This window comes from Streptomyces sp. NPDC001502, from assembly GCF_042894785.1.
GTDB classification, from domain to species: Bacteria; Actinomycetota; Actinomycetes; order Streptomycetales; family Streptomycetaceae; genus Streptomyces; species Streptomyces kutzneri.
This window is the reverse complement of the sequence record NZ_JBIAVW010000016.1, coordinates 87,784-114,401: the sequence shown is the minus strand read 5'-3', so window position 1 is coordinate 114,401 and position 26,618 is coordinate 87,784. Positions and strand designations below refer to the sequence as shown.

25 protein-coding genes are annotated in these 26,618 nt (G+C 68.3%); 8 read left to right on the top strand and 17 right to left on the bottom strand.

The genetic code is table 11. From position 1 onward, the window contains the following. Positions 1-41: 41 nt before the first annotated feature. The 4 genes from ACFY0D_RS26315 to ACFY0D_RS26300 all read right to left on the bottom strand — a co-directional run bounded on the left by ACFY0D_RS26315 (position 42) and on the right by ACFY0D_RS26300 (position 6,635). Positions 42-2,354 (bottom strand): tetratricopeptide repeat protein, encoded by a 2,313-nt coding sequence (locus ACFY0D_RS26315; RefSeq protein ID WP_390800520.1) that lies wholly within the window; start codon positions 2,352-2,354, stop codon positions 42-44. Next, the gene (locus ACFY0D_RS26310; RefSeq protein ID WP_390800519.1) at positions 2,351-2,827 is read right to left on the bottom strand and encodes a hypothetical protein; all 477 of its coding nucleotides are present in this window, start codon (positions 2,825-2,827) and stop codon (positions 2,351-2,353) included. The genes ACFY0D_RS26315 and ACFY0D_RS26310 overlap by 4 nt, the downstream gene beginning before the upstream one ends. A gap of 793 nt (positions 2,828-3,620) precedes the next feature. Further along, the gene (locus ACFY0D_RS26305; RefSeq protein WP_390800518.1) at positions 3,621-3,977 is read right to left on the bottom strand and encodes a hypothetical protein; all 357 of its coding nucleotides are present in this window, start codon (positions 3,975-3,977) and stop codon (positions 3,621-3,623) included. An 81-nt stretch (positions 3,978-4,058) separates the two neighbouring features. After that, positions 4,059-6,635: an NACHT domain-containing protein gene (locus ACFY0D_RS26300; protein ID WP_390800517.1), complete on the bottom strand. Its 2,577-nt coding sequence runs from the start codon at positions 6,633-6,635 to the stop codon at positions 4,059-4,061. Positions 6,636-6,842: 207 nt separating this feature from the next. Between ACFY0D_RS26300 and ACFY0D_RS26295 the strand changes: the two genes are divergently transcribed. Beyond that, positions 6,843-6,974, top strand: a complete 132-nt coding sequence (locus ACFY0D_RS26295) for a hypothetical protein (RefSeq protein ID WP_390800516.1) — start codon at positions 6,843-6,845, stop codon at positions 6,972-6,974. 236 nt (positions 6,975-7,210) lie between these two features. Here ACFY0D_RS26295 and ACFY0D_RS26290 read toward each other — a convergent pair whose 3' ends face one another. The 3 genes from ACFY0D_RS26290 to ACFY0D_RS26280 all read right to left on the bottom strand — a co-directional run bounded on the left by ACFY0D_RS26290 (position 7,211) and on the right by ACFY0D_RS26280 (position 9,267). Then, positions 7,211-7,714 carry a hypothetical protein gene (locus ACFY0D_RS26290; RefSeq protein ID WP_390800515.1) on the bottom strand — a complete coding sequence of 168 codons (504 nt, stop codon included), beginning with the start codon at positions 7,712-7,714 and terminating at the stop codon, positions 7,211-7,213. Positions 7,715-7,937: 223 nt separating this feature from the next. After that, positions 7,938-8,069 (bottom strand): hypothetical protein, encoded by a 132-nt coding sequence (locus ACFY0D_RS26285; RefSeq protein ID WP_390800514.1) that lies wholly within the window; start codon positions 8,067-8,069, stop codon positions 7,938-7,940. Positions 8,070-8,202: 133 nt separating this feature from the next. Next, the gene (locus ACFY0D_RS26280) at positions 8,203-9,267 is read right to left on the bottom strand and encodes an IS110 family transposase (protein WP_390800513.1); all 1,065 of its coding nucleotides are present in this window, start codon (positions 9,265-9,267) and stop codon (positions 8,203-8,205) included. Between the two features lie 572 nt (positions 9,268-9,839). On the opposite strand from ACFY0D_RS26280, the gene ACFY0D_RS26275 reads away from it, so the two are divergent. Together ACFY0D_RS26275 and ACFY0D_RS26270 are read left to right on the top strand one after the other, a co-directional pair. Beyond that, positions 9,840-10,313 (top strand): nuclear transport factor 2 family protein, encoded by a 474-nt coding sequence (locus ACFY0D_RS26275; RefSeq protein ID WP_390800512.1) that lies wholly within the window; start codon positions 9,840-9,842, stop codon positions 10,311-10,313. A 143-nt stretch (positions 10,314-10,456) separates the two neighbouring features. Next, positions 10,457-11,113 (top strand): hypothetical protein, encoded by a 657-nt coding sequence (locus ACFY0D_RS26270; protein WP_390800511.1) that lies wholly within the window; start codon positions 10,457-10,459, stop codon positions 11,111-11,113. Positions 11,114-11,690: 577 nt separating this feature from the next. Here ACFY0D_RS26270 and ACFY0D_RS26265 read toward each other — a convergent pair. Both ACFY0D_RS26265 and ACFY0D_RS26260 read right to left on the bottom strand, forming a co-directional pair. Next, positions 11,691-12,344: a hypothetical protein gene (locus tag ACFY0D_RS26265; RefSeq protein ID WP_390800510.1), complete on the bottom strand. Its 654-nt coding sequence runs from the start codon at positions 12,342-12,344 to the stop codon at positions 11,691-11,693. Further along, entirely contained in the window at positions 12,341-12,967 is a 627-nt protein-coding gene (locus tag ACFY0D_RS26260; RefSeq protein ID WP_390800509.1) for a hypothetical protein, read from the bottom strand. The genes ACFY0D_RS26265 and ACFY0D_RS26260 overlap by 4 nt, the downstream gene beginning before the upstream one ends. A 687-nt stretch (positions 12,968-13,654) precedes the next feature. Between ACFY0D_RS26260 and ACFY0D_RS26255 the strand changes: the two genes are divergently transcribed. Beyond that, positions 13,655-14,209, top strand: coding sequence for a hypothetical protein (locus ACFY0D_RS26255; protein ID WP_390800508.1), 555 nt, complete (start codon positions 13,655-13,657; stop codon positions 14,207-14,209). Positions 14,210-14,348: 139 nt separating this feature from the next. Here ACFY0D_RS26255 and ACFY0D_RS26250 read toward each other — a convergent pair whose 3' ends face one another. The 4 genes from ACFY0D_RS26250 to ACFY0D_RS26235 are packed head-to-tail and all read right to left on the bottom strand — an operon-like array spanning position 14,349 to position 19,939. Beyond that, positions 14,349-16,139, bottom strand: a complete 1,791-nt coding sequence (locus tag ACFY0D_RS26250) for a M36 family metallopeptidase (protein ID WP_390800507.1) — start codon at positions 16,137-16,139, stop codon at positions 14,349-14,351. Positions 16,140-16,173: 34 nt separating this feature from the next. After that, positions 16,174-18,816, bottom strand: a complete 2,643-nt coding sequence (locus ACFY0D_RS26245) for a lanthionine synthetase LanC family protein (RefSeq protein WP_390800506.1) — start codon at positions 18,814-18,816, stop codon at positions 16,174-16,176. Beyond that, complete coding sequence (locus ACFY0D_RS26240) at positions 18,813-19,619, bottom strand: hypothetical protein (protein WP_390800505.1); 807 nt, start codon at positions 19,617-19,619, stop codon at positions 18,813-18,815. Before ACFY0D_RS26240 ends, ACFY0D_RS26245 begins: the two co-directional genes overlap by 4 nt. Before the next feature lie 41 nt (positions 19,620-19,660). Then, positions 19,661-19,939, bottom strand: a complete 279-nt coding sequence (locus ACFY0D_RS26235; RefSeq protein WP_390800504.1) for a hypothetical protein — start codon at positions 19,937-19,939, stop codon at positions 19,661-19,663. 271 nt (positions 19,940-20,210) lie between these two features. Between ACFY0D_RS26235 and ACFY0D_RS26230 the strand changes: the two genes are divergently transcribed. Then, on the top strand, positions 20,211-20,693 hold the full coding sequence (locus tag ACFY0D_RS26230; RefSeq protein WP_390800503.1) for a hypothetical protein: 483 nt from the start codon (positions 20,211-20,213) through the stop codon (positions 20,691-20,693). 119 nt (positions 20,694-20,812) lie between these two features. Here ACFY0D_RS26230 and ACFY0D_RS26225 read toward each other — a convergent pair whose 3' ends face one another. The 3 genes from ACFY0D_RS26225 to ACFY0D_RS26215 all read right to left on the bottom strand — a co-directional run bounded on the left by ACFY0D_RS26225 (position 20,813) and on the right by ACFY0D_RS26215 (position 23,232). Further along, complete coding sequence (locus ACFY0D_RS26225; protein WP_390800502.1) at positions 20,813-22,072, bottom strand: MFS transporter; 1,260 nt, start codon at positions 22,070-22,072, stop codon at positions 20,813-20,815. A gap of 49 nt (positions 22,073-22,121) precedes the next feature. After that, positions 22,122-22,880, bottom strand: coding sequence for a GntR family transcriptional regulator (locus ACFY0D_RS26220; RefSeq protein WP_390800501.1), 759 nt, complete (start codon positions 22,878-22,880; stop codon positions 22,122-22,124). A gap of 61 nt (positions 22,881-22,941) precedes the next feature. After that, positions 22,942-23,232 carry a hypothetical protein gene (locus ACFY0D_RS26215; protein WP_390800500.1) on the bottom strand — a complete coding sequence of 97 codons (291 nt, stop codon included), beginning with the start codon at positions 23,230-23,232 and terminating at the stop codon, positions 22,942-22,944. Positions 23,233-23,747: 515 nt separating this feature from the next. On the opposite strand from ACFY0D_RS26215, the gene ACFY0D_RS26210 reads away from it, so the two are divergent. Beyond that, positions 23,748-24,308 carry a hypothetical protein gene (locus ACFY0D_RS26210; protein ID WP_390800499.1) on the top strand — a complete coding sequence of 187 codons (561 nt, stop codon included), beginning with the start codon at positions 23,748-23,750 and terminating at the stop codon, positions 24,306-24,308. A gap of 467 nt (positions 24,309-24,775) precedes the next feature. Here ACFY0D_RS26210 and ACFY0D_RS26205 read toward each other — a convergent pair whose 3' ends face one another. After that, the gene (locus ACFY0D_RS26205) at positions 24,776-25,627 is read right to left on the bottom strand and encodes a LysR family transcriptional regulator (protein ID WP_390800498.1); all 852 of its coding nucleotides are present in this window, start codon (positions 25,625-25,627) and stop codon (positions 24,776-24,778) included. 81 nt (positions 25,628-25,708) lie between these two features. Here ACFY0D_RS26205 and ACFY0D_RS26200 point away from each other — a divergent pair, with 81 nt between their 5' ends. Together ACFY0D_RS26200 and ACFY0D_RS26195 are read left to right on the top strand one after the other, a co-directional pair. After that, a complete protein-coding gene (locus ACFY0D_RS26200; protein WP_390800497.1) occupies positions 25,709-26,203 on the top strand; it encodes a cupin domain-containing protein in 495 nt (164 codons plus the stop codon). Between the two features lie 49 nt (positions 26,204-26,252). Continuing rightward, positions 26,253-26,612: a DoxX family protein gene (locus tag ACFY0D_RS26195; protein WP_390800496.1), complete on the top strand. Its 360-nt coding sequence runs from the start codon at positions 26,253-26,255 to the stop codon at positions 26,610-26,612. The last annotated feature ends 6 nt before the right edge of the window (positions 26,613-26,618 follow it).

The window sequence follows — 26,618 nt, the reverse complement described above, 5'->3', positions numbered from 1 at the left end:
CGACACGGGTCGGGCCGGGTCGTCACGGAGGACCCGGTCGGTCAGTCCTCACTGGGCCCAGGCGGGCGAAGACTGGTCAGGCCGGCTGTCACCGTTCTCGTCAACGGATGGTCTTCGCCCAGTGTTCGCATCGCGTCGCGCAGGGTCCGCTCGTACAGGGAGTCGGCGAGGTCCAGGGCGCCCGCTGATTCATAGGCGGCGGCGAGGTTGTTGCGGGAGGCAAGCGTGTCCGGGTGGTCATCGCCGCAGAGCCGCTCGCGGTCCTTGAGGGTCCGCTGGAACAGCCGGATGGCCAGGCCCAGGTTGTCCGCCGCGTAGTGGGTGGAGGCGAGCATGTCGCGGCAGACGAGCGTGTTGGGGTTGTCCTCGCCCCAAAGTCGCTCCATGTCGTTCAGGGTCCGCTGGAACAGCTGGATGGCGGGACTCAGATTCCTCGCCGCGTAGTGGGTGGAGGCGAGGTTGTAGCGGTAGGCGACGGTCGACGGATCGTCTTCGCCCAGTGTCCGCACCGCTTTGTTCAGGTTCTGCTCGTACAGGGGGATGGCGAGGCCCAGGGCTCCCGCCGACGCGTAGGCGCCGGCGAGGTTGTTGCGGCACACGAGCGTGTCCATGTGGTCGTCGCCCAGCACCCGCGCCATATCGTTCAGCGTCCGCTCGAACAGCCGGATAGCCCGGTCCAGGTCACCCCTGTAGAGGGCAGCGGCGAGGTTGTTGCGGCAGATGAGAGTGTCGCGGTGGTCCTCGCCGAGTACCCGCACCGAACCGTTGAGGGCCTGCTCGTAGAGGGGGATGGCGAGGCTCAGGTCGCCTGCCGATTCGTAGGCCCCGGCGAGGTTGTTCCGGGAGGCGAGTGCCTTGTGGTGGTCGGCGCCCAGAACCCTCACCCGGGCATCCAGGGCGCGCTGGAGGTAGGCGGTGGCACGTCGGCTCTGGCCCTGGCCGTTGAGAAAGACGCCGGCCCCGTTGAGCACCACGGCGGCGTCCAGAGTGTCGGCGTCGGGTGCTGTGCGGTCGGTGAGGGCATCGATGTGAGGGAGCAGGGAGCGCCAGATCGGCCAGGTGGGCGGTTCCAGGGCCGGGAAGGCAGTGCGCAGGAGGGTGGTGGCGCGGTGCAGGGCGGCGGTGATGTCGTCGTCCTGGCGGTGGGGGTCGTGAGGGTCGGGTGTGCGGGCGACGGCCTGGACGAGGGGGTGGACGGCCAGGCCGTCGCCGCTGGTGGTGGTGATCATGCTGTAGGCGGCGAGGCGCCTTGTTGCGCGTTGGACGGCGACGGGGTTGTCGAGGGGATCGAGGAGAGCGCGGGGGATGCCGGTGGGCGCGTACCAGGCGAGGGTGCGCAGGATCTGTCCGGCGAGGGGGGTGTCGGTGAGGCGGTCGAGGGTGATGCGCCAGATCCGGGCGATGGTGCGTTCGCTGTCGTGGCTCTCGCCTGCTTCGCGGTACATGTCGGCGGGATGGTCGGCGAGCAGGCGCAGGTAGGCCCGGACGCTGATGCCGGATTCGGCGATGCAGGCGCCGGCCTGTTCGACGGCGAGTGGCAGGTGCCCGAGTTCGCCGCAGAGCTCCGTGGCGCCGTCGAGGGCGACGGTGCGGGTGCCGCCTTGGGTGAGGATGTGGGTGAGGAGGCCGAGGGACTCCTGCGGGGTGAGGACATCGAGAGGGATCGGGGTGGCGGTGTCGTGCCAGCCCGAGGAGCGGCGGCTGGTGATCAGAACCCGGCCGGTGCCGGCGCGGGCGAGCAGCGGAGCGATATCGCGGAGGTCGTCGACGTCGTCGAGGATCAGCAGCCAACCGGTATGGGTGGCGAGCCACTGCACGGCGCGTTCGGTGAGCTGTCGGGCCGGGAGTTGGGCGAGGGCGGGCTGCAGGGCGGCGGCCAGCGCCGCAAGGCCCGCGTCGAGGCCGGCGGGGCCGTCGGCGGCGATCCACCAGATGGGATTGTCCGTGCCGGCGCGGGTGCGGGCCCAGTGCGCGGCGAGGGTGCTCTTGCCGACACCTCCGAGGCCGTGCAGGGCCTGCACCACCGCAGCACCTGTGTCGTCGAGTGCTGCGTCCAGCAGGCCCAGTTCACGGGTGCGCCCGGTGAACGCGGTGTGCCTGGCGGGCAAGCTCAGCAGCCCTGGTGGGGCGTCGACTTCCGCAGGCGGGCGCAGCTCTCCTTGCGGCACCTGAACGATCGTGGCGTTGGCGCCGGTACTGGCGACGCCGAGGAACGGCGCTCCCTGGGTGTTGATCGCGATGGCCCCGTCACCCGAGGCGACGGTGTCGCCCGACCCCGACCCCGACCCCGACCCGGACCCGGCCGCCCGCGCGGCCGGGTCCGGGTCGGGATTCGTGGCCCGCGGCCACTTCACGGCGTCGGCCGGCCCGGCTCGTCTCCGGTGGTGACGTCTCCCTTGATTTTGCCGCGGAGGGCGGCGGCCCGGTCGCCGGAGGCCACCACGGACCCCGGCGGCACCGGCACCGGGCCGCCCGGCACGGCGGGGGTCTGACCGGCCACAGGAGGCACGGCCCGACCACCTCGGTTGCCCGTCGTGATGTTTCCCTCCACATCGCCTTCGATTGCGACCGCCCTGCCGCCGGAGGCGATGACCGTCGCCGGTGGCGGCGGCGCGGCGGTGGTCGTGGGGGAGGCGGCGAAGCTCTGGCCCCACAGGACGGCGAGGGCGGCCACCGCCGCGCCGAGAGCGGAGGCGACCGCCCAGCGCGTACCCGGGTCTTGTATCACCGACGGCAGCACCCACACCCCGCACACCACCGTCGGCACTGCGAACGCCACCACCGTCACCACGGCCGCCGTGAACCAGCGCCAAGAACGCCTCGACATACCCACCCCCAAAATCTCCCGATACTTGATGTCCCCGAGATGTGACCTACCGTCACCGCTGCCCCGCGAAACCATCCGCAGCCCAGGCCGCGACGGCGGCCTGCGGCGCCTCAGGGCCACTCGTCAGGCGCGTGGGTACTTCCGGGGCCAACGTTCCTGGCAGGGCGACTTGCGTAGGGTCCCTGGGCTCGCCTTCAGGAGGGGTGTCGTCGCCTGACCCTGTTCGCCTCCTCGCGACGGGCCTTGAGCTGGTCCGGGCCGGGTCGCCCCGCCCGCCGCCGTCGAGAGGCCGACAGCGGGCGAGGAGTTGGCGGTGCAGGGGGCGGAGCTGACGCGCAGGGTGTAGCCCCGGCCGCGCCGTACTGTCGGGCAGGCAGGGACCTTACGGCCCTCAGCACATCTTCCCGATCTTCGATGCCCGCGCCCGCTCTCCGGAGTTCTCCGGGTGGATTCGCTCGGCCCCAGGCAGTGCCTGTGGGAGACGATGGTGTGGCTTCCCGGCCCGTCGTTGCTCCGCGAGTCCAGGACAAGGGCGTCTCCACCTGGGCTCATCGTGATCTGTTCACCACAGAAGTCGCAGCCCCAGGCCAGCGACTCCAGGTCGGCAGGTCGGATGCTGAGCCGTACTGATACCGGCGGATGCCGGCGATGGGTTTGCTCGATCACTGCATCGATCTGCGAACCGATGGGTGGAAAGAGCGCGAGGAGTTCGTCATGGCTGCTCGTGGTCCGGGAGAACTGCTGGATCATGTCGATGGAGGCCGACAGGCCGACGTTCTCGTAACCGGCGATCTCAACGACCACACCCCATGGGTGATGGCTGGCTTTCGCCCAGCAGGCCGCGCCCGGTAGCGCTCACGTCGGAGCCGACCATTGTGCTCCGGGCCTGCAAGACGTCATCGGATTGGCGGCGGTCGCACTGGAACGGACCGAAGTCCACATGGTCGCGGGTCTTGTGGTGCGGCTCCGGCTCGGCCCATCGCGCCGAGCTTGTCCACGCACAGGCGGGCCCGTCCGCTGCCCTCGGGACGACGATCTCCGCCTTCGCGTAGCCGGCCTCAGTGAGCCGGTCGGCCACCGGTGCGGCGGGCGGCGAACATGTCGCGCCGAACACCACCAGGGCCTCGACGGCCGCGACCGCGCCGGCCACCGCCGTACGCGGTACTGCCTCCTCCACCGCCGGGCGTGGTGGGTGATGCGGGTGATGATGGATACGCGGCAGCGTCGAGAACTACTCGGCTGAGGCCAGCCGACGCAGCAACCTCCGGCCCCGAGGTGTCAGGTTCGGGTCCTGGGCCAGCTCGTCGCGCACCGCCATTGCCGACGGATGGCCGACCTTGGCCCCGAGGTGCACCGCCACCACGCGCAGCTGCTCTTCCAGGTCGGGGTCGCGGGCGAAGCGCAGGAGATCCTCCGCGCCCCGGGGGTCGCTGTGGAGCGCGACCACGTAGGCCGCGTTGATCCGCGTCAGGGCCGGACAGGCGGGATCGTCGGCGATGGCCTTCAACCGCGCGACACCGTATGCCTCGTCGATCGCGACCACGGCAATCGCAGCCTTGAACCAGAACTCGCCCTCGGCACGGGCGTCGATCCAGCTGGCGAGGAGGTCGAGGCCGCGTTGCCGACGAAGATCGGTGAGCTGACATGCGATGCCGAGCCGGACGTCGTGGTCCAGCCCTGGATTGGACGCCAGGTCCACGATCAGGTCGAGGCCGCTCTCGTCACCGGCGCGGACAATTGCCGTTGCCGCCGCCATTTGGCCCTGCACACTGGTCAGCCTCGGCGAGAGGGCCAGCTCCCGCAGTGCCCCCAGGCCCTCGGCCCGGCTCTCGGCAAAGGCGAGCAACGCACTGGCCGCATCGACCCGGGAGTCGTCAATCGCCAGGGCGGCGAGGGTCTCGGCCATCGGCACAGAGCCCGGATCCAGCTGATTCACCCCGTCGATGTCGATCGAGGCCCCGAACCGGCCTCGCCTACCGACCTTGATGTGCTGCTTGAGCTTCTGTACGGCCCGGGCCTGCACCTCGGCCGGGAGGTAGGTGCCGAGCCGCTTCTGGGCGGCGAGGAACGTACAGCCGCTGATGCCGGCAGATGACGGCAGCTTGCCGAGATCCGCCGCGGCGGAGTCAGCGAGCCGGTCGATGAGGAAGCCGAGGTAGGACGTGTTCTCACCATAGGCAGACGCCCACATCCACTGGCCCCAGGCGCCTACAAGGCGGTAACCAGGAGCTGGCCGCCATGGCCAGTGGCGGTGCCGGTGGCCGTCGAGGACACGCCTCAGCTCCGTCAAGCCGCGCTCGCGCGGATCGCCGAAAGCGCAGGCGGCCAGGAACTCCTCGTACGTGCGATGCGCGAACTCCAGCTCCTCGCCCTGCTGCTGGAGCACCCCGCTGCGCCGGAAGCATGCGATGAGCTGCTCTCTCCACCACTTGACCGGCACTCCGCCGGGCGGCTTCGCGAGATCCTGCTCCAGCAGGACGTCCAGGACGGACCGGACCACGCTGCTTTCCCGCCGGCGGGCGGCTACCGTCTCCAGCAGCGTACGAAGGTCCGCGGGCGGCAGCGTGCCCAGAGCGACGACGCGTTCCCCCACCGTGGGGCTGCGCCAGGCCGGTGCCCCGGTGTCGCCTTGCTTGCCCGCGTGATGCTCCGGCCGGGTATCGGTGCGCGGCGTCGTCGCCATCAGCTGGCTGATGAAGAAGTCATAGATCTCCCCGCGGGTGCTACCCAGAGGCCGGTCGGGATGGGCCCGGTGCAACTGGCAGACAATGGCACCGATCATGGGCAGCTTGACCAGGTCGGCGAGACGTGCCTCGGCGACCGCAGCCATGAGGCTGTCGACGTGATCCGGACCGAGCCACGCCGCGGCCAGCTCCCGGACGTCACCCGCCTCCAACCGCAAGAGCTCGAAACAGACAGGCGCCACCTCCCTCAGATCACTCTGCTCCTCCTCGGACAGGTGTCGCGTGGCGATCACGAGGCGGTGGGTCTCTCGCCGTTCTGCGGCCCATCGGACCGTATCCCGCAGCACCTCCCGGCGTGCCTGTGCGTTGGTGATCTCGTCGAGGCCGTCGAGCAGAACCAACCAGTGAGAGCCGGGCGCAGGCGGGTGGGCGAAGAACGGTGCCGCGAGGGGCGCTTCGCTGAGTAACGGGGCGTGAACGAGGACCGGCAGCGCGGCAGACCGGACTCCGTTCCCCCACTGGCGGCAGACGTCGAGCAGGTGACGTCGTAGAAGCTCGGTCTTGCCGCCACCGGGATCCCCGAGCACCACTACGAGCGGCGCGCTGGTGAAGACGGCGGCGCTCGCCGGCTGGACCATCGAAGGGTCGGCGGGCCGCCCGTCGTGCCAACTCACCACCGACTGGGCAACATAGGGTTCGGAAGTCTCTGCCTGGCGGCAGACATCGGCGAGGTACGCCTCCAACTGGGTTCGGTCCTCGTCCACGAGGACCGTCTCACCGCTCCGTCCGCCCGTCTTGGCCGCGGACCGATCCGCGGCCGCATGCTCGCCCCGAGCCGGCTGGGCTCGCTCGACCAGCCTTCGCCAGTACTGCCCGTTCGGCTGTCCTTCTTCGGCCCAATCGGACCATAACCGAACCAGCGCCAACACCACGTCCGCGTCCTGAGGAACCTGGGCCTTCGCCACTTCTGTCGGGACCCATTCGCTGAGGGCCTTACCCCGAAACGTGATCGAATAGGGCGGCTTTTTGAGCGCCTTCTCGATCTCGCGCTGCGAGAACGCCTTACCGGCTTCGCCTCTGCGGGCCTCGGCCCGACCCTGCAGCGCGCGCATCTCGTCGTACAACCTGCGGGCGTCTCGTGTGGCGATGACGACCTCCTCGTTGCTGCCCGGGCCTGTCCGTGCCCGGCACGGGCACTGCGGGCACGGCCTACGACCAGCAGCGTAGGACGCTTTTGCCCAATCCGCCCGCCCTTCCGGACGGGCGGCCAGCTCCTGCGGAGCCTTGCTCCTGCACCCCGGCAACAGGCCGGGCACCCCTGGGAGTTCTCCGTGAAGAAGGACAAGAACAGCACCGCTCGGCGGCTCGGTCGTGCTGCGATGTTCAGCGCCGTACGCGGTTTGGCCTCGGCCGTCGGAGCTGCTTCCCTGGCCTGGGTCACCTGGTGGATCCAGAGCCGCTGAAGGAGCAAAGGAGCAGGGGATTTCGCCGACTGCCAGGATGCCGGCCCCCCGGTCCTCGTCATCGGCCTGGTACTCGCGGGAAGCGACCTGCTGGGCCGCCGTCGCCCGGATGCCCGGCGAGCAACGTCAGACGGCGCGGCTTCCTGAATGCCGCGTGGCGCAACTCATCGGCCGATTTCACAGAATCCGCCGGCAATCCGGAAGCACGTACGGGTGGCAAGCTAACGAGAAGGCCCTCACCTGGTCACTTGCACCGAGGGCAGCAGCGCGTCGCTGCGCGGCACCCCGTTCACCCCGCAGCGATGGCGCTTCTTCCTCGGACACCGCATCACCTGTTCCAGGCCCCGGGCAGCCGGTCGGGGCGCCGCGGGCAGCGAGGGCCGGTGCGCTGCGGGCCGGGCCGGCCGATCCGACCGCGCGTACGGGGACCGCCGGTGGCCGACCGCGTGCGGGACGCGGGGGAGAAGCGAGTGGTCGGGCACCTTGTCCGGTCCTCGGTAGCCGTAGGGGCGGCCGAGGACCGGGCGGGTCGTCGGGTCAGGGGTCAGGTCGTGCGGCGGATCTTGCGCGGGACGGCCATGAACCGGTTGCCCGGCGATGGGCACCCACACCAACTGCGCGCGCTCACCGGGGAACTCCAGCGTGCCGGTGGCGGCAGCGAGGATCTGCAACGCGCGGACCTGGTCCAGGGCGTCGACCACCGGGTCGGCCGAGGTGGTCGGCAGCGCGCTCCGGAGCACGTGCTCTCGTGTCTCGGAGCGGTCGACGCGTTCGCCGTGCCGGGACTCGGGATTCGGGGCTCAGGACAGCCAGCGGCCGGTGCCCTGTCCCATGCTCCGCCATCACGCGGAGGGCATCGGGTCTCCAGGACCGGAGTGCTCTTGTGCGGGGTGGGCCTGGCTAAGAAGACGGACGGGCCGGGGGCCGGGACGGGCTCGCGGGCCATGACGAGGGTTGGGCCGGTCACGAAGTGGCTCCGTTCTGCGCCCCGGCGCGGGCGGCGTGCTGCGGGGTCCAGGGCAGAGCCAGACCGTCCTCGGCCTGGCGGGGCACCACGTGGACGTGAAGGTGTTCTTCGCGGTTCGCATGTCTCATGAGACGTGGGCTCCTGGCCGTGAGGCGGTGGGGTGGTTCACCCGCTTCGGGTGTCGTGCGCAAGGTTGATGTCAGTGGGATGCGCAGGGTTATGACAGTGGTGGCGCAGAGTCCGTGAAGCTCCTATAGATCGTCAAGCGGTCTGGAGGAGCGATTTCGGTGTGATGTGTGGGCTGGTGAGGTGCTTGTAGACCTCGCGGGCGATGAAGCGTTTGAGGCAACGCAGGATGTCCTTCTTGGACATGCCTTGGGCCGTGCGGCGGGCGACGTAGTCCTTTGTCCGGTCGTCGTAGCGCATGCGGACGAGGGCGATCATGTGGAGGGCGTTGTTGGCGGCGCGGTCTCCGCCCCGGTCGAGGCGGTGGCGGTTGGTGCGGCCTGATGAGGCGGGGACGGGGGCTGCCGCGCACAGGTGCGCGAACGATGCCTCCGACCGGAGTCGTTCGGGGTTGTCCCCTGCGGTGATGAGGAGCTGGCCCGCCGTCTCGGTCCCGACTCCGAGGAGGGCGACCAGTTCCGGGGCGGCCTGGGCGACCAGGGGCCCCAGCTCGGCGTTGGCGTCGTTGATCTCCTCGGTGAGGTACTCGTGGCGGCGGGCCAGACGCCGCAGCGCGACCCGGACCGTGTGTATCGGGTCGCTGGTCTGGCCGGTGGGGCGGGAGCGTGCGAGCGTGTGGATCAGTTCGGTGGTGGGCAGGCCGCGCAGTTTCTCTCGGACCTCGCTGGGGGCGGTGACGATCAAGGTGCGAATCTGGTTGATGGTCTGGGTGCGGGACTTGACGGCGCTGCGGCGCACTACACGCAGGGAACGGATGGCCTCCACGACGCCGTCGCGGGTCTTGGGAGTGCCGCCGGCCCGGCCGGAGAGCACGGCGGTCGCCGCGGCGTAGGCGTCGACGGGGTCGGACTTGCCGTTGGCGCGGCGGGCCCTGCGGTCGGGCCGGTCCACGTCGACGACGGTGATCTGCTCTGCCCGCAGGTGGCGGGCGAGCTCTGCGCCGTAGGCGCCCGTCCCCTCGACGCCGACGGCCAAAAGATCGGCGTGGGAGCGAAGCCAGTGCAGCAGTCGGTGGTAGCCGTCGGGAGTGGTGGGGAACGCCTCGGTGGCCAGGTGGCGGCCGATGGAGTCGATCACGGCCGCCTGGTGGAAGTCGGTGTGGGTATCGACACCGCCGACCACCGCTATCTCATCTGCCATGCTGTTCGGTACTGCCCTTCTGACGCGCAATCGCGGGAGGGCACGCGCCGGTCGGGCGTCAGGACAAGACTGTGATGGGACCTTTGGCCGGGCTCCTATGAGGTCACAGGCGCCCGACCGGACACGTGCGGAACAGCACCGCCCGGACGGCCGACGGTTCACAAGAAGGACAGCGTGAGCGTCAGTCAGTAGGAGAGTCAGACCTCCGAGCGGTGCGATCTACATCCTCACAGTCAGTAGGTGCGGGCGGCTCGGGGAGCATTCGCAGGCTGCAGAGCACGTTGTCGTGAAAGCGGTCGATGATGTCGCCGTGGGTGACCATCTCGGCGGCGGCGAGGTCGTCGAGGGCTCGCGGCGGGTCCCTAGGGGTCCCGCAGGATGGCGGCGCCGTCCTGGCCGGGGGCGGCTCCTGATGAGGCTCTCTGAAATTGGCTCTGACCGGAGTCTCGGTTTCGTGAAGGCGTCGTTGCACGAGGAGTGGACGACATGGACGAGGGGGCGCGGGCGTAGCTGCTGAGTGCCTTTTTCGGGGAAGCCTTCGCTTCCATGCGCGGGTCTGATAGGAGTTGATCATGGATGTTGAAAATGTTGGCCCGATGGAACGCCTGATTGCCGAGCGGGCATGTGAGCGACTGATCATCGAGTTCGTCCGTCAGCTCGACCTCGGGGACCCGAGCTCGGTGGCGGACCTATTCACCCCGGACGGGGTCTGGGAATGGCCCGCCGGAGATCGCCGCATAGCGGGCCGCGAGGCGCTTCGTGACTACTTCGACGGTCGGCCCGCGGACCGGCTGTCGCGGCGGATGTGTACCAACATCCTGGTCACCGTGACCTCTCCGGACACGGCCGCTGCCACCACATACTTCGCCACGTACCGAGTCGACGGCTACTCCGAGGGCATGGTGCCGCCCCGGCCTCCGGCTCAAGTGGGGCATTACGAAGACACGTTCCGCAAGGTGGACGGAATCTGGCTGCTCGCCACCCGGACCCTGTTTCTGTCCTTCGCCGGTCCCACGGAACACCTCGCCCATCCCGGCCAATCGTGACGATGACCTGCCGAGCTCTGAGCTCCCAGGCGCCGTTGTCAAAGAGTCTCATCACTCCGGCGGAGGCCCGGCCGTCTCTACGCGCACACGTAGCCCTACGTAGACTCGCTCGGGCTGTCCAACTGGGCTAAACGGGGGATGAGATGACCATACGCACCATACGTACGGCCGCGCGGATCGTCGGCCGGCGTACCGCACTGCGCTACCTCGCGATCGGGGCCGGCGCGGCGTTCCTGGCGGCGTGTACGGGCAAGGACAAGCCGTCGGCACAGGCTTCCGCCGCCCCGCCCTCGGCCGACACGCCCTCGACAGCCGTCTCCGGCTCCGCTCCCCCCACTTCGTCCGCACCTTCGAAGACCCCCGGCGGGCAGGGTGTGATCGAGCGTTCCGTGGAGGCCTTCCTCACGGGCACCTGGAGCGTTCGGACCGCCACGCCCGGCGGCCAGACCCTTCGGGGCAGGGCGACCGTGCAGGGCCAGGAGGAGGCGAACGGGAGGTGGACCATCGAATGGGATGGTGGGGCCGGCACCTGGAAGGGAGGCTTCGTCTTCCGCGGCGACCGTCTGATGATGCAGGTCAACGAGGGCCCCAAGCAGGGCGCCAAGGGTGCCGCCTCCGCCCACGACGTACCCGGCCAAGTGGGCGACGGCTTCGACCTGACCCTGCCCTGGCAGCCTCCGGAGAAGGGCGGCACCGGCGACGGCGAGCGACTTTCGGTCGGTTACACGAAGAACACCCTCACCATCCGCCACGTCAATGCCTCGGGCAGCACGACCATCCACACCGCCACCCGGGCCTGACAGCGAGGGCGTGCCCCGCAACACAGTCCATACCGCCCAACCCCGTCACCAGGTCTGCGGGCGGGATGGGCTCGACCGTGAACTCCGGAACGGTCTGAGCCATGGGTTCCACAGAAGGGTGATCTTGCCGAAGCTCCCGCGCCGCGCTCGGTGCCTATTGGACGCCTCGGGTCGGTAGCCCGTAACCGCGCTCTGGTGCGGCGCCGGGCCGGCACCCTGGATCGCCAGGCTACGGCAGGCGAACCGGGCCTCCTTGGAACGCAACCGCACCGGCGGCCGGAGATCACCAACAGCATCCAGAAGTTGAGCCGGAATCTGAGACGGCTGGCTAGGCCGTCTCTTACGGATCTTGCCTGACCCTCCCCCAGCCCCAGGGGGCTGGGAGGTGCCCCCTGCCGCCTGGCACCGCACCTCATCCCCCGGACTTCGTCCGGGGGGACCCCCGGGTTGTCGGGGCGCCCAAGTACGTCCGGTACTCGGGCGCCCCTCCGCCCGGGGGCCCCTCCCAGCGGTAGCTGGGGGAGAGGCACGGCACCAGACGACACGGGCTTAGCCGGCAAGATCCGAAAGAGACGACCTAGCCCACAGGCCAGTGCGGGTTCGGCATGCCGTCATCGCTCATGTGCGCCCGCTGCCAGATCTCGTGCCACCTGTATGGGATCTCCGGCACGATCCGGTGCCGCCGCTCGCACGGACACGGCGTCGGCGCCCACGCGCACCGGCTGCACAGCTCGACCCAGCCGTGCCCGATCGAGTTCGGCTCCGGCGGTCCCTCGTTCCCGCAGGCCGTGCAGCCGGGCAGCTCAGCGCCGTCCAGAAGGGCGTTCTGCCGCCGGACGTACTCGGACAATCGCAGCGACGGGTGGCGGAACGGCGCGTCGTACCAGGCGCGGTCTGATCCCTCCCACCTGTTAGGCAGCCACCACGGCCGAGGGTTCGGTACATCCCGCTGCCCGGCCCGCTTCTCCGCCCGACGCTGCGCGGCGTACCCCTGCGCCCGCGCGAGCCACAGCAGCCGCGCCTCGTGCAGTTCCTCCACCGCCCGCACCAGCGCATCCGGATCCGCCTCCAGCCGCCGCGGGATCGCGGCGCTGAGCGTGAGGTGGTGGTACGTCGCCCGCAGGCCGTAGGGGGCAAAGACGGTGAGGCAGGTGCGCAGCGCGCTGTGCCGCTGGTGGAGGGGGAGCCGGACGTCGTGCACGCGCGCTCGGTGGGTCAGGAAGCTGGTCATGGTGTGGGCCCCAGGTCCAGGGCCCGGGCCAGGGCGGCGGTGACGGCGGCGGCGTGTGCCGGCAGGTGTTGTGCGGCCCAGGGTCCGGCGAGGCTGAGGAAGTCCAGCAAGTCCTGCTGGGCGCCGGTGACGAGCGCGCGTACCTGGTCCACTGGCAGCTCGATCACCGGGCTTCCCTCCTTCGCATGGGCGTCGAGAGTCAGCCGAACGGTGTCGCCGGCACGTTCGGCCGCTGAGGACGGGTCGTGGCCGAAGTAGGAGCAGCCGGTGCCGTCGAGCACCTCCAGCCAGTCCCGCCAGGTTTCCAGGCCGTTGCAGCAGCCCGGCTCGACGAAGACGGTGCCGGTGGCGGTGTCGGTCACCCGGAAGCCCCCGGCGGCGAACAGGTCGGTCATGGTGAGCAGCCCGTGCAGGAACGCGCCGAGCGGGTCGGTCGGGCACGGTCCGTGCTCCTCCTCCGGCTCGAAGTCGTTGCAGGCGGCGATCCTCATGACCGCCGTGCCGACCTCCGCCGGTGTCAGTTCCCCGTCCAGCACGAGGTAGCCGTACGGCTCGTGCTCGCCGACAGGCCAGAGCGCGAAGTCCTCGGCAGCGAAGATCTCCAGAACGGGTTGCATCACCATCACACAGGGATGATGCAGGACCCACTGCCACGCCGCCACGGGCTTTGGCTGCGGTGGCGGTCGGCGTACAGCGGCCGCAGCGACCGTGGCGGGCACGGCGGCCGTGGCCGGCACGGCGGCTCGGGCGCACGCGGTGTCAGGGCCGGGCGAAGGGCTGGACGGCGAAGCGGACGCCCTGCCCGGAGGCGGCGGGCGTCGCGGCGAGGAAGCCGGGTTCGGCCTGCACGATGTCGCCCGGCAGCACCTTTGATCCAGCCGGTGGGGCGCTGGAGATCGACGCGGAGCGCGGTGAAGTCCGAGAGCCGCACCCGGTGGGGGGCCGCGCTGCAACGGCGGGGCCACAGCCGAGTGCGGATCAGCTTCGCCGCCTCGGTGCCGTCGGGCCGGGCGGGCAAGCCGCGTGGGAAGCCCGGCAGGTGGCGGCGTGGACGTTGGCGCCCTGAGCGGCCTCCGTCTCCGTCATGACGTTGCCTGCGGCGGTGCGGTCCGCGCGGTGCGTGCAGCCGAGGCAGGCGACGGCGTAGAGCGTGCCTGGCGGAGTGCAGTTGTTCTGCAGCTGTCGCATTCCCGCCGAGGGCGGGGCGCGCATGTTGGGGCAAGTCCAGTGCAGGGCCCTGTTGTTGTGGTGTGCTGATCCGTGGACTCAGCAGAGCGCGGACTGCCGTAAACGTCGATGCGGAGATGCACATGGAGTTCGGAACCGCAACGCAACTGATCACTGTTGGAGCCACTCTGAGCGGCGTTGTCCTGACGCTTCTGGCCAACGCCTACCTCGAGCACCGCAGGGCGCGGGACACGCGCGAACTTGAGTCGATGCGTTTGGATGCGGAGCGTTCGACGTGGCTGCGGGAGGAGCGTACGAAGGCTTATGCCGGGCTCTCGCTTGCAGGCGAGGAGGTGCTGCAGTTCATACGTTCTGAGATGCCACTGCTCATCGGCCCGGCCGGTGCCGCTCGACGTGCTGATGCGGAGGCTCGCTGGCACGAACTTCGCACCGAGCTCCGGAAGGCCTATAACCAGGTCGCACTCTTTGGCGCCGACCAGGCACGGACAGCCAGTCGGCACATGTGGCGGACCGCACGTAGCGGAGGGAACGACTTTCTACGTGGCCTCGGCCCCGACGACGTATCCACCTCCGATCAGCTCGAACTCTCCGAGCAGATCAGGGCGATCACAGCGGACCTCGGGACGGCTGGCGATCGGTTCCTGGAAGCCTGCCGTAAAGATCTGCAGGGCGAATGACCCCCCGTGAGTAGTACGTGCAGCGCCCACAGCCCCGGAACTCGCCGGAAGGGCGGAGTTTTGGCCACGCGGCCACGTGGCGCCTTACGGCCAGGGCCTGTCGCTGGCGCCGATGACCGGCAAGTTGTTCGATGCGAACTTACGGCACGGAGTCGTCGGCGACCGCTCCGAAGATGGATGGGCCCTGTGAGCTGGCACCAGTGCCCATCCCGAATGCCGCGAATGCCGCCCAGATCCCTCTCTTCGCCGACGCGTGTGCCGGGACGGGGAGGGCACCACTGTCCCGTAGATCGTCAAGTGTGAGGAGGAGCTCGTCCCGGCCGTCCAGAAGGCTCGGATTGACAGGCAGACCCTTCATCGACTCGATGACCAACTGGAGGCTGAGGTTCGCCCCAATCCTACGGTTCATCTCCAACAGGACGGCGCACCAGAGGCTTCCGATCTCGTAGGTGGACAGAGTGCTCAGGGAGGCGAACCCGATCTTGTCTGCGGGGAAGTTCTCGTCATACGGGAACTGCCGCAATCCTCGGTCGTCGTCGGTGAGCCACTGCCCGATGAGCGAGGTGCCCAGCACGGCGCACGCGACGTAGTCGCCCCAGCCTTCGCCCATGCCGCGGCTTTGAGCTTCCAGTAGCGGGCTGCGGGTCGCTCCGCCGCCGACCAGCCGGCTGCTCACGCCGTGCATGTATTCGTGAATGACGATGGTCATGTCAAGGGCGGTATGCCGCCCGGTGTTCCGGTCAGGGCCCAAGCGCATGATCGGGATACTGGCCAGGTTCCACCAGTGAGCGGTGTTCAGGATGGGCGCTGCGTGGACTTCCACCTTCACTGGTCCGGAGGGCAGTCCGAGGGCGCTCACCACGCCGTCCTGGTAGCTCCCGTTCGGCTCGCGGAACCCCAGCAGGTAAGTCAGGTCGTGCATGAGGCACGTGCCGTAGAACGCGTTGAGGACCATTTGATCGACACCTTGGGCATCCGCGGGGTTGAAGATCACAGCGCCGTCGACGTTGTCGCCGGTGATGGACGGACCGCTCGCGCCTGACCGTGCCACCGACGCATAACCGGCGGTGTCGTGGCCGGCTACCCAGTCGGGGGGCGACGGAGGCAGGTCAGGAGGCGTCCCCAGCCCATAGGCCTGCCAGTCGAGCGGAAAGGTCACGACCGTTCTCGCAGTGTCCGGATCGCTTTGGTAGACGCTTCCCCGGCAGTGAGCGCCCGGCACGAGTTGCGTGCAGTACAGGATGGCTCCGTCACGGCCGTCGACCACGACGCGGAAAGCGCCGTCCATCTCGGAGAGTGCGATCGTGATGTCCCATGCCACCCGGAGCTCCTTCGCGAGGGGGAACCAGGTGAGGCTGGCCGTGACGGGCTCGTCGACCCCTTGTTGCTTCAGAACGGTCGGCTGGCCGGCCATGTGAGTGAAACGTGCCACGACTTCCGGGAGGTTCCATGTCACGCCTGCGGGCGCGGCAGGCCGAGGCGGTCCCGGCTGATCTCCCACGGCAGCGTGATTCTCGTCGGTTGCCAACACGTGCAGGGTGGCGTTGCGAACTGCTGCCTCGACCGTGACCTCTACGGACACTTCAGGGGGGCTCGCCTGGCCCACCAGCCGGGCCCGGGTGTCCTGAACTTCCTCTGACGACGAGAACCGTACCGACTGGCCGGCCTGAAAGACGGGCAGTCCGCGCCACTGCTGCTCAAGGTGAATCGTTGTCGCCCCCGCCCCGTTGGGCGGCGGAGCAGGCAGGGGGCTGAAGGTGACCGATTTCGACTGATCGGCGCCGAGAATCATGGTCGTGATCTGGGCGACCGTGAGCGCTCGCTCGACGAGACTGCCAGTGTTCTGCTGTGCCCCCAGGGGCAGATCCTGCTGATGGAGCGTGAAGGTCAGATACGCGTCTGCGTCGCGAAGATCGACCTCGATGGGCATGGTGACTCCCTTTTCTGCCTAGGCGTCCGTTTGTTCACCTGGCGAGACCGGTTCCGGGCAGCGGGGGCGTCGCGCAGCGCCGCAGCCACTGCGGCGAGAGCACGGCATGGGCCGAACCTGCACTGGCGAGGGCCAGTTGGGTGGCCGGGCCCAGGAAGCCCACCCACAGGTCAGGGGTGACGACCGACGGGTGTTCGGACGACCACACGGTGGCTCCGCCCTGCGCGTGGTGCAGCAGCCTCAAGGCGTCAGTGGCCTGAGCGATACGGTGACGGGCCCGGCCGGAGTGATCCGGCAGCGCCCCGAGCATGCGCCACGTCTCCAGCACCCCGGCCAGGCCGTGGCACATCGTGGGATTGTCCAGGACGGGCGTGGCTCGGTCGAACGCCGTGGCCGCCAGCTGCCAAGCAGCGTCGTCCGCGGCCCGGGGACCGGGGGACTGAAGGAGACACCACAGGTAGCCCGCCACTCCATGGCACCAGTGATGCGCCGCATGGCTGCCGCCCGACGTGGTCGTCAGAATGTTGGCCTTGTCGGCTGTCAGCCCGTGATCGGGGATACTGTTCAAGGCGTCGTAGGCGAGATCCGTCGTCGCCGTGCAGCCGGTGGACCTTCCCCATACCGCGAGGGCCATCGCCACACCTGCTGTTCCGTGTGCGGCCCCGACGTATACCCGTCCGGACGGATCGAACTCCGGATTGGGAAGCCAGCCGGCCAATCCGTCGACCAGCCGGGCTGAGGCCCGGACCCTCATCACCTGCTGTTCGGCGAGGCCGCGTCCCCAAGACGAACCCAGAACGGCGTCGAGAAGACTGCCTGCCCATACGATGCCGGCCGCTCCCGAAAAGAGGTCGTAGTCCGGGATGCGACTGTCGGCCGCATGCTCGAAGCGTCGCCGTGCAGCGGCGATGAGATCGGTTCGGCCCAGTCGCGCTCCCGCCACGGCCAGTGCCACCGACACACCGCTGTTGCCGGTGAAGAACCCCTGCGCATCCGGCAGCGGTGGCCGTGCTGCGAGCCATTCTGCCGCGAGCGTGATGTCATCGGTGAAGTGCAAGGTACCCAGCGCTGCGTCAAGCGTCGCCAGCGCGATGATGATCCCGGCAGCTCCCAGGTTCAGGCCTTCGCAGTCGTATGCGGCAAGAAGGTGTGAGTTGCGCCAGTGCTGGGTCCTGCCCCGGACCACCGTGAACTGCCGGGTCGCCGTCCCCGCGCTCATCGCCGCGCTGCATGCCCAGCGTCGGTCAAGTACGCCGCGGTACATTTCGGATTCGTCCATGGTCTCAGTCCGCATGGCGGGAAGGACTGCTCTCAGCTGTCGCGCCACTTGGTCCGCGGTGGGTCTATGTGGTGGATCAGGGTCGTGACATGCCTTCACGATCGAGGCGGCCGTCAAGTGCCCGTGTCGCCGCAGCAGGCCGATCTGGCGGCCGGCATTGTTCTGCGGCGGGAGATGGCCCGGGCAATGCCCCATGACCGCGTGGGTCACACAGGATCCGAGACCGTAGACGTCATACGCCGGGTCGACGGCGGCGTGCCACCCTTCCGGGGGTACGTATCCTTGTGTACCGGCTGGTACTGGGTGTTCTGCCCCAAACGGCGCGGCAAGTTCGAGGTCGACCAGGCGCAAACCCTCTGGTCCGATACGCACGTTGGACAGCTTCAGGTCCCGGTGCACAAGGCCACGTGCATGCAGCTTGGCCACTGTCGCCGCGAGTTCGGGCAGGTGCTCGATTCGATCGTGCCCGGGTAGCTGTTCCGGCTGGATTCCTCCCGCGTCGGAGACGACGAGTTTCCCGCCCGGCAGATCGTGAGCCAAAACCTCGGGGGCGATGCGCGAGTCCTTGAGGAGAAGCAGCGCTTGCCTCTCGTTCTCGAGCCGGGTCACCGCGTCGTTGCCGAAGTCGTCGCTTTCCACTCCTCGCTCCCGGTGCCGGATGATCACCAGGCGGCGGTCGGAGAGTCTCAGCGCAAGCACCACATGTCCGCGGAAATTCGCTGTGAGAACCTTCATCGGGAGGTATGTGGTGCCGTCGATCTCGATCGGGGCACCCGCCTGGGCGGTGCCCATCCGATGGGCGGCCGGCACAGGGGGAACAGCCCAGTCCGGCTGCCGGCCCCGAGTGTCGCGTACATCCGGATGCAGCGTTCCGTCCGGGGCTCGAAGGGCCGTCCGGATGACGCCTACGGAGTCGGTGACCACGCCGGTTGCCTGGAATGCTCCGTACCGGATGAACAAGGCGCCACCTGATCCCACCGGCAGATCGGACGTCACGGCGGGCGCGCGGTCGGGACGCCACAGCGTGTCCAGACGATCGATGAGCCCGGGAAGCGTGTCCTCGGAGGACGGATAGACGGTGACGATCTTGCCGACCTGGGACGCCCCTGCGAGCCCGGCGTTGATCCGAACCAGCGAATCCAGGTCAGCAGGGAGTTTGAACGTCGTTCCGGACTCCACCAGCTCGGGGAGCACGACCTGGAGCAGGTCGAGCGCATCGATCGGTGCGGCGGCGACGTGCAGCTTCCACCCCTGGCCAGGCAACTCGTATCCGAACTCGCACACCCGCCACGAGATCACACCGTCGCGTCGTACGCTCGTGCGCCAACCCCGTGCAAGCTGAGCCGTGAACGCATCGAGGGCAGCCGCGTACTGAGCGTGGAGGCGTTCACCGGTCACGGCGCATGCCATGGCATGCCTTCCGTCCGCCGACCGTCGGGCGCGCCAGAGCGATCACCGGGGCCGGCTACGAAGGCCAGCCAGGGCGGCGAACCGTCTGGCCACCGCAGGCGGCTGCCTCCGGGGCAGGGCGTCAAGGGCAGCTCAACGGCTGGACGGTCAAGCGCATGGTGCCGCATGGGCACATCGAGGGGCAGCGCCGTGTACGTGCCGGGCGGCCACGACATGGTCCGCTCGCCCGACGCGGGCCTCGCACAGTAGAAGTCCTGGGAGAGAAGTTTGCGGGCCGACGACAGTTCACCCTTGCACAAGTGGTCGCGGGCGTCGTTGACGCGAACCGGAGACCGATACCGATCGGTGACAGCGACACGAATCCCGAGGCGATCGCAGTACTTCTGAATGGTGGAAGCGCTGCCGCGAACACCTCGGCCGAGAGACTGGCCTTGGCCCAACAGGAATTCTTCGACCTTCACGTGCCGGCGAAGTCCGTTCAGAATGAGCGAAGCTCCTTCCTGTTCGACTTCCCAGCGGCTCAGGCTGATCACCAAGCGGCTCTGTACACCGCACTGCGCTTGGAACCACAACCGGTACTCGACGTCCTGGAATGCGGGACGGGTTTGTGGTCCCCGAAGGATGGCCACAGGGTCGGGGTCCAAAGTAACCACCAGGACGCTCAAGCCCTTGTCCTCAGCAGCCGACACCGTGTCACGGAAGAACGCAGCCTGGGCGTCAGAGACCGGGTCCCAAACGCCCACCACCGCGACGTGGCCTCCGGACGTCCTCGCGTCGACGCGTTCCCGCACCAAAAACCCCGCAGATCAGCCACTCAGCCTGAGTCGGTGCCTTAGGAAATAACAATGTTGGTGATGGCGCAGGTGATATAGCAGTCACCGCTCGCCCCGGCGACACCGGCCGCCAGCAGAAGCTCCCGCTGAACATCCAACGCCAGACCCCGTTCTGAAAGGACCGTACCGGGATCGGCCTCGAATCGGGCCTTGAGATCGGCATCCGTCGTGAGCGCGGCGTTGAACTGCGACCAGAACTCGCGTACAGCCGCCTCATCCGGGATGATCGTGGCTTCCTTGACCTGGACGTAAAAGCCCTGCTGCTGATTGGTAGACACAGGTAGCCCCTTCTACGATTCACGACGCTGGCCCCATACCTATCAGCAGGCCGAACACGTCGACTCGTCGGCGCGTCCACGCAAATGGGTGATGCCGTCAGACGAGTGTGGAGACAGCGCCAGAGGCGGAGTTGGCGCGCGAGGGACCGCAGGTGTGTGTCATCGTGCAACCCGCCCAGGGAGACGACCGGACGCGAGTCTCAGATCCGAGCAACCCGAACGAGTATCTGAGCTCCGTGCGAACACCGCCTACTGCCGATGTGATCAACGCATGCACGCCACTGACATGGATGCCGATACTCAGGTCCAGGTGGTCGTGGCCCGGCCGCTGCCTGATGCCGGAGCCGCTGATCTGCAGTGGTGCGGTGTGCGTCGCGATGGAGGAGCGGATCGGCTGGTCGACCAGTGCGAAGGCGCCACTGGAGGTCTCGCTGCCGATCTGAACGCGCGGGACGGTCAGCAGGTGGTGCAGCGCTTGGCCGAGGACTTCGGCCGCGCCGTTGAGCTGGATCAGAACCGCGCAGATACCGGAGAGGCCGAGCAGGGCTTTGGGGGACGTCGGGTTCGGGGGGCTGACATCCGAAGCCCGGCTCGGCGAGACGTTCGGCGGGTGGCGCCCGCATCGTTGAAGGACCCGATGCGCGAGGTCGACGACGCTTTCCGCGAGTGGACCGTCGCCGACGGCGCTTCCTACGTCACTATCGCCCGCCACCTGCTGAACCTGGAAGAGAACGCCCATGCCGCGCCGCGGTGAGTACACCCGGAACGTTCCGCTTCCCGGGCAAGCTGACAAGGAGCAACCTTTGGCGGGAGGCCGACGTCAGCCGAGCCACCATGAATCGCGCCACTTGTTTGTCAGCCATCTGTGACGCCTCAACGCGCGAACTCGGGGGCCTTCTCCGTTGGCAACGTGCGCATTGTGCGAAGCGGTGACAGGAAGTTGGAGAGGACACTCAGCGTCATGCCGGCTGCGCCAATCCACAAAGTGCCTGTTGCCCCGAACGCAGAGCCCGAGGCTCCACCCAAAAGCCCACCGAGAGGAATGCCACCCCAGGAAACAAATCGAGCTGTTGCGCTCATCCGACCCAGAAGCCGATCCGGCGTCAGGGCCTGTTGGATGCTTGACTGAGCCACCACGCGGACGACTCCACCCAGCGACAGAGCCGCGAGCCCGATCGCAGCCACATACACGCTCCAACCCGTTCGTGCCAACGGCATGAGCACGGTCAACGGACAGGTAACCAGCGACGCGATCCAGATGACCGGACCTTGCCCGATCCGCTTGGAGATCCTGGTTGCCGACAGTGCGCCCAGCAAGGCACCACAACCCATTCCCGACAGGATGAGGCCGATACCAAAGGACTGGAGGCCTATCTCTCGCTCCAAAAAGACCAGCAACATGGTCTGATACATGGCCAGGAAGAGGTTGAATATCGCATCCCCTAGCATGATCGCACGGAGAGTAGGGTACTTGATGACGAACTTCAGCCCCTCCTTGATCTCTCGGGCCAATTGAGGGTGTTCACTCGGCTCAGGCTTCTTTTCGCGTTTCCGGATGGTGATCGCGAGCAGTCCCGACATGGCCATCCCGGCCGAACTGGCCAAAAGCGTTGCAGGAGCTCCAACCAGGCCGACCAGCGGTCCCGCCACCGCCGGCCCGCCGATACTGGTCACCGAGCGTATGGCCGACAGTTTTGCGTTTCCTTCCACGAGATTGCTGCGTCCCACCAAGTGCGGGAGATAGCTGACGTACGCAACATCGAAGAAGACAGTCAGGACTCCGTGAATCAAGGCGACTGCATAGAGCCACCAGATGGTGAGAAGGCCCGCCCACCACGCCACCGGAACCGTCAAGAGGAACAGCGCGCGGGCGAGATCAGTGCTGATCAACACCGATCGCTTCCGCATGCGGTCCACCCACGCGCCTGCCGGCAACCCGACCAGGAGCGATCCTGCCGAAGTCATCGCGGTCAGTAATCCCACCTGAAACTCGTCGGCATGCAATGCCGCGATGGCAACCAAAGGCAAGGCCAGAAAGACAATGCGGTCGCCCCACTGGCCGAGTGCAGTGGCAGCGAACAATCGTCCAAAGTCCCGATTGCGTAAGAGGCCGAGCCCGGAGGATTTTGCCATGGGATACCCAACTGTCGGATTTTCGATGTCTCTCTCATGGCTTCAACGACTACGGACGGTCGACTCCGAACTCGTAGACCACTTCGCGACGCATGTCCGGAATGACTATGTCGGCCGTTTCCACCGGACGTCCGTCCGTGTCGAAGATGGTCCGCTCGATCTGCAGCACGAGGTCTCCCACGCTGATCCCCAGAAGGTTCGCCTGCACCTGGGTGGCACGAGCCGGGCGCGGCACCTCGACCACAGTCGAGATGACCACGCCAATGGAACGCATGCGCTCGACCACCCCCTTACCCGCCAGGGGGCCCATCTCGGGCAGCACAATCGGCGTTCCATCCGTGATAGCCATCGGCTCCCAGGATTCGGAAAGCTGGACAGGTTGCCCGTCGGCGAGGAACTCGTAATGCGTATGGACGCAGAGGTCCCCGGGGCTGACGGCGAGCCGCTCGGCGATTGGCTCGGGGGCAGGGACGCGCACCTGACTGTGTGAATCCCAGGCGTCGGCCCTGCCCCGCTCCCTCCTGTCCTGCCAGGGAAGAGAACCCTCCCGGCGTTCGCGGTGCCGCGAGCGGACCAGCCGGAGGCGCTCTCGCGGCCTGCGGACGTAGGTGCCCGAGCCGGCGCGTCCTTCGAGGAGACCCTCGATGATCAAACGGTCCATGGCCCTCTGTATGACGTTGCGTCCGACCTCGTAGTCCACGGCGAGCCGTGCCCGGGACGGCAGGCGCTCCCCGATCTCCCACTCTCCCGCGAGAATCCGCTCACGCAGCACGTCGGCTACTGCGAGGTAGGGCGCCTCTCGGGGCATGGATGATCCTCCGGTTGTCCTGCTCTGCGGCAGCTGGTCATTCCCCTGGGGTGTTGGCAAGTTACTGCACCAGGAAAAAGCTGCTGGAGTAGAAATACGCTCCGAGCTCATGCGCCCAGGGATGCGGTCGGCAAGCAGACCACGTCGACCTGCTGATCGGCTGTCGGCCGCCAAGGCGTGGATCCGGCGTGCCGGTGCCGGGGAAGCAGTCCGGCAGGACGACCGGCTTCTGCTGGCTCAGCGGATGCACGAGGCTGGAGGAAACCGAGAACTTCTGGCAGTCGTGCACGGGCGGATGGCGATGCCGGGCAGTTGCGACGGCCACCTCGTAGAGGTGCTGGGGCTCGTACACGGCGGTGGGTCCTCTCTTCCAGCAGGCCGCCCGCCGCACCAGGAAGGATGCGGCGCGCGGCCGAAGGGGGCGGGGAGCGCTGTGATGCGTCCCCGCGCCTGGACTGTGGGAGCCGGGTCGGAGAGCGTCAGGTATTGCGACAGCGGCTTGGTAGTCGCAGGCTCCGGAACGCGGACGCCGGGGCGGCGGGCAGGGCTGCGGGCGAACAGGCCGTCGATGAGCGCCTGGACCTCGGGCTGCCCAGGCGCGTGAACCGATCCACGATGGTGGCGACCGCATCGAGCATGACGACGAGGTGGGTGACGGCACGGGGCTGCTGCTTGAGCATGCGGTTCCCTGTCACGGTGGGCGGGTGTGAGCAGGAGGAGACCCAGCCCGTGACGGAGGTGATCGCGCTGGTGATGGCGGTGCCGCGCCAACACCTATCGGGCCGTTGACCTTGGATCGACGCTGGTTGCCGTGTACATGGGCGTGACGCAGCCATACTCCGAGCGGGCCGGAAAGGGCGGTACCGGATGAGCAGCACGGTGGTTCCGTTGGTGATCGCGTTCTTGGGGATCGTCGGAACGCTCGCATCAGGACTCATGACGCAGCGGCTGGCCGAGAAGACCAAACTCAAGGAGCTGGACCGTACCGAGAGGCAACGCGCCGAAGAGCGGCAGTACGAGTCAAAGCGTGTGACGGAGGAGGTTGTTCGGGCCTGTTACGTCATGCTGAACACCGCATCCCTGGACTATCACTCTGAACTGAACAACTTCTGGTACGCGCTCAAGGCCGACGCCGTCACGGATGACCTGAGGTCGCGTCTGGACGATGCGCGGCGCGAGCACCGTGCGCGGTTCTCCGAGGCGCAGATGCGGGTCCCCGACGACGTGCTCGTCAGCGCCGACGGTGTCCACCGCAGGCTCAGCCGGATATACGGGGTCCTCAAGCGCCTCGACGGCGGGTTCCCGCCGCGCCGGGACGGCGAGTCCCTGGAGCAGGCACACACTCAGATCGTGGAGCTCTGGGACGAACTCAGCGAGATGCGGCGCGTCATGCGACAGAGCATCGGCGTTCCCCCGGACTCGACCTAGTTCTTCAAGGCGGTCGGCGTGTTGCGGACGCTGCCGAGGCGGACTCCGCGCCCTCCGTCGGCGTTGACGGCGGCCAGGACCTCGTGCGCGGCGATGGGGCCGTCCGTGTCCTCGGGGACACGGGCGCTTCATCAGGTCCTCCCCGCGCGAGCGAAAGCAGTCCGCCGCGCGTCCGGCCGGCGCGGCGGGCGGGATGCTCGGCGTCACGGTGTGGGCGTAGTCTCCGCGCGGGCGGAGGGTGGCCTTGTTCACGAGAACGGGTTCTGGCTCAGGTTCTGTGGTGTCGCGTCACGCGGGCCGGTCGCCCGACGTCGCCCAAGCCGCCGGGCCGGCGATTCCCTTTCCCACCGACCGCGCTCTGCCGGGCGACCGCGAGCCGCACCACGGAAGGTGTGCAGAACCCCATTTCGGGAGGCAGCTCAGAGGGCCGCTGCAGCGGCAGCAGCGGCAGCACTTGTAGCCGGCGCTCAGTGACGGTAGGCGGCTGCCGCGATCTCGATGAAGGATCGGATCAACGGGTTGGTGTCACCTTCGTTGCACACCGCCACCACTCGGCTCGGCGCCATGTCGATCAGCGGCACCACTGCCAACTCTGCGGGCAGGTCGTGTCCGAGGGGGGCCAGGCCGACCGTGCCGTTCCACAGCACGGCGTGCAGGCATTCCTGGACGGCGCGCACCACTGGGCCCTCGCGCGGCGTGCCGCCGTTCCAGTACGACTGCCAGACGGGGTCGGTGCCCTGCGGGAACTGGAACCAGCGGCGGTCGTTCAGCTCGGCCAGCCGCAGCCGTTCGCGGCGGGCCAGCGGATCGTCGGCGCGCAGGACCACGCCGACCGGATCGGTTCGCAGCGTACGCACCGTCAGGGCGGTCTCGTCGAAGGGCGCCCGGGTCAGGGCGACGTCGACCAGTCCGGTGCGCAGCCCGCACGTCGGGTCGGTCAGATCGGTGTCGCGGATGCGGATGTCGATGCCGGGGTGGGTTCGGCGGTAGTCGGCGGCCAGCCTGGACACTCCCGGGTCGGTGCCGTCGCCCAGGATGCCGATGGTGATGGTCGCGGCGCCGGCCGCCGCGCTCACGCGTACCCGGACGCGGTCGGCATGGCCGAGCAGGGCCCGCGCCTCGTCGAGCAGCACCGTGCCCACCGGTGTGAGCGTGACGCCGGTCGACGAGCGGGCGAAGAGCAGGGCCCCGATCTCGGCTTCCAACTGCTTGACCGCTCGACTCAGCGGCGGCTGGCTCATGTGCAGTCGGGTGGCGGCCCGGCCGAAGTGGAGTTCCTCGGCAACCGCGACGAAATAGCGCAAGGTACGTAGCTCCACGCTGCAACGATACCCACCGCGTATCGGCGCCGTGGAAGAGGTCTTGGACACTGAAGCAGCTCGGGCGGTGCACTGGTGAGCATGACCGAAGAAGCACGAGACAGCGAGCCGCGGACCGGACCCGCGCTGTCGGTGGTGGGTCCTGGCGAGGGCGAGACGATCACTCTGGGCACCACGCGCATGCGCGTTCTGGAGGACGGCAGCCACACCGGGCACCGCCTCGCGATCACAGAGTCCGTCCTCGCCCCGCACACCCAGGGCCCACCTCAGCACCGCCACGGGCTGCACGACGAGGGCTTCTACGTCCTCTCCGGCACCGTCCGGTTCACCGTCGGGGACGAGGACCTCGACGCCACCACGGGCACGCTCGTGATGGTTCCGCCCGGCACCCCTCACACCTTTGCCAACCTGACCGACGAGCCCGCCGTCCTCCTCAGCACCTTCACCCCCGACCTGTACGTGCAGTACTTCCGGGACCTCCATGAGGTGCTCAAGGGCGCCCAGGGGCTGACGCCCCAGGCGAATGTCGACGCGATGAGCCGCTACGCGACCGAGCCTGCCACCGACCTCGACTGAAGAAGCAGTCGACGGGTCTCCGTGAACCGATGACTCATGAACGGGAACTATGTACATCGCCTACTGGATCGTCGCGGGACTGCTCGCCCTCTTCTACCTCTACTCGGGCACGCTGAAGGTGATCCGCAGCCGCGATCAGCTCCGGCCGATGATGTCCTGGGTCGACCGTATGCCCGTGCCCGTCCTCAGGGCGCTGGGGACGGTCGAAATACTCGGCGCGACCGGCCTGATCCTGCCGCCGCTGACGGGCATCGCGCTCCCGCTGGCGCCGGCCGCGGCCGGCGGCTTCGTCATCCTCCAGGGGGGTGCGATCGCCGTCCACCTGACCGGCGGAGACCGCCGGATCGCACTCAACGTCGGGCTCACCACCGCGGCGGCTGTGACCATCTGGCTGGCCACCAGGCTGTGATGGAGC

Bases quoted from the DNA above. Each gene is read 5' to 3' on its own strand.
- ACFY0D_RS26310 (WP_390800519.1), bottom strand. From the start codon at position 2,827: ATGTCGAGGCGTTCTTGGCGCTGGTTCACGGCGGCCGTGGTGACGGTG.
- ACFY0D_RS26285 (WP_390800514.1), bottom strand. From the start codon at position 8,069: ATGAGACATGCGAACCGCGAAGAACACCTTCACGTCCACGTGGTGCCC.
- ACFY0D_RS26280 (WP_390800513.1), bottom strand. From the start codon at position 9,267: ATGGCAGATGAGATAGCGGTGGTCGGCGGTGTCGATACCCACACCGAC.
- ACFY0D_RS26275 (WP_390800512.1), top strand. From the start codon at position 9,840: ATGGATGTTGAAAATGTTGGCCCGATGGAACGCCTGATTGCCGAGCGG.
- ACFY0D_RS26270 (WP_390800511.1), top strand. From the start codon at position 10,457: ATGACCATACGCACCATACGTACGGCCGCGCGGATCGTCGGCCGGCGT.
- ACFY0D_RS26265 (WP_390800510.1), bottom strand. From the start codon at position 12,344: ATGACCAGCTTCCTGACCCACCGAGCGCGCGTGCACGACGTCCGGCTC.
- ACFY0D_RS26260 (WP_390800509.1), bottom strand. From the start codon at position 12,967: ATGGTGATGCAACCCGTTCTGGAGATCTTCGCTGCCGAGGACTTCGCG.
- ACFY0D_RS26255 (WP_390800508.1), top strand. From the start codon at position 13,655: ATGGAGTTCGGAACCGCAACGCAACTGATCACTGTTGGAGCCACTCTG.
- ACFY0D_RS26250 (WP_390800507.1), bottom strand. From the start codon at position 16,139: ATGCCCATCGAGGTCGATCTTCGCGACGCAGACGCGTATCTGACCTTC.
- ACFY0D_RS26230 (WP_390800503.1), top strand. From the start codon at position 20,211: ATGCACGCCACTGACATGGATGCCGATACTCAGGTCCAGGTGGTCGTG.
- ACFY0D_RS26225 (WP_390800502.1), bottom strand. From the start codon at position 22,072: ATGGCAAAATCCTCCGGGCTCGGCCTCTTACGCAATCGGGACTTTGGA.
- ACFY0D_RS26220 (WP_390800501.1), bottom strand. From the start codon at position 22,880: ATGCCCCGAGAGGCGCCCTACCTCGCAGTAGCCGACGTGCTGCGTGAG.
- ACFY0D_RS26210 (WP_390800499.1), top strand. From the start codon at position 23,748: ATGAGCAGCACGGTGGTTCCGTTGGTGATCGCGTTCTTGGGGATCGTC.
- ACFY0D_RS26200 (WP_390800497.1), top strand. From the start codon at position 25,709: ATGACCGAAGAAGCACGAGACAGCGAGCCGCGGACCGGACCCGCGCTG.
- ACFY0D_RS26195 (WP_390800496.1), top strand. From the start codon at position 26,253: ATGTACATCGCCTACTGGATCGTCGCGGGACTGCTCGCCCTCTTCTAC.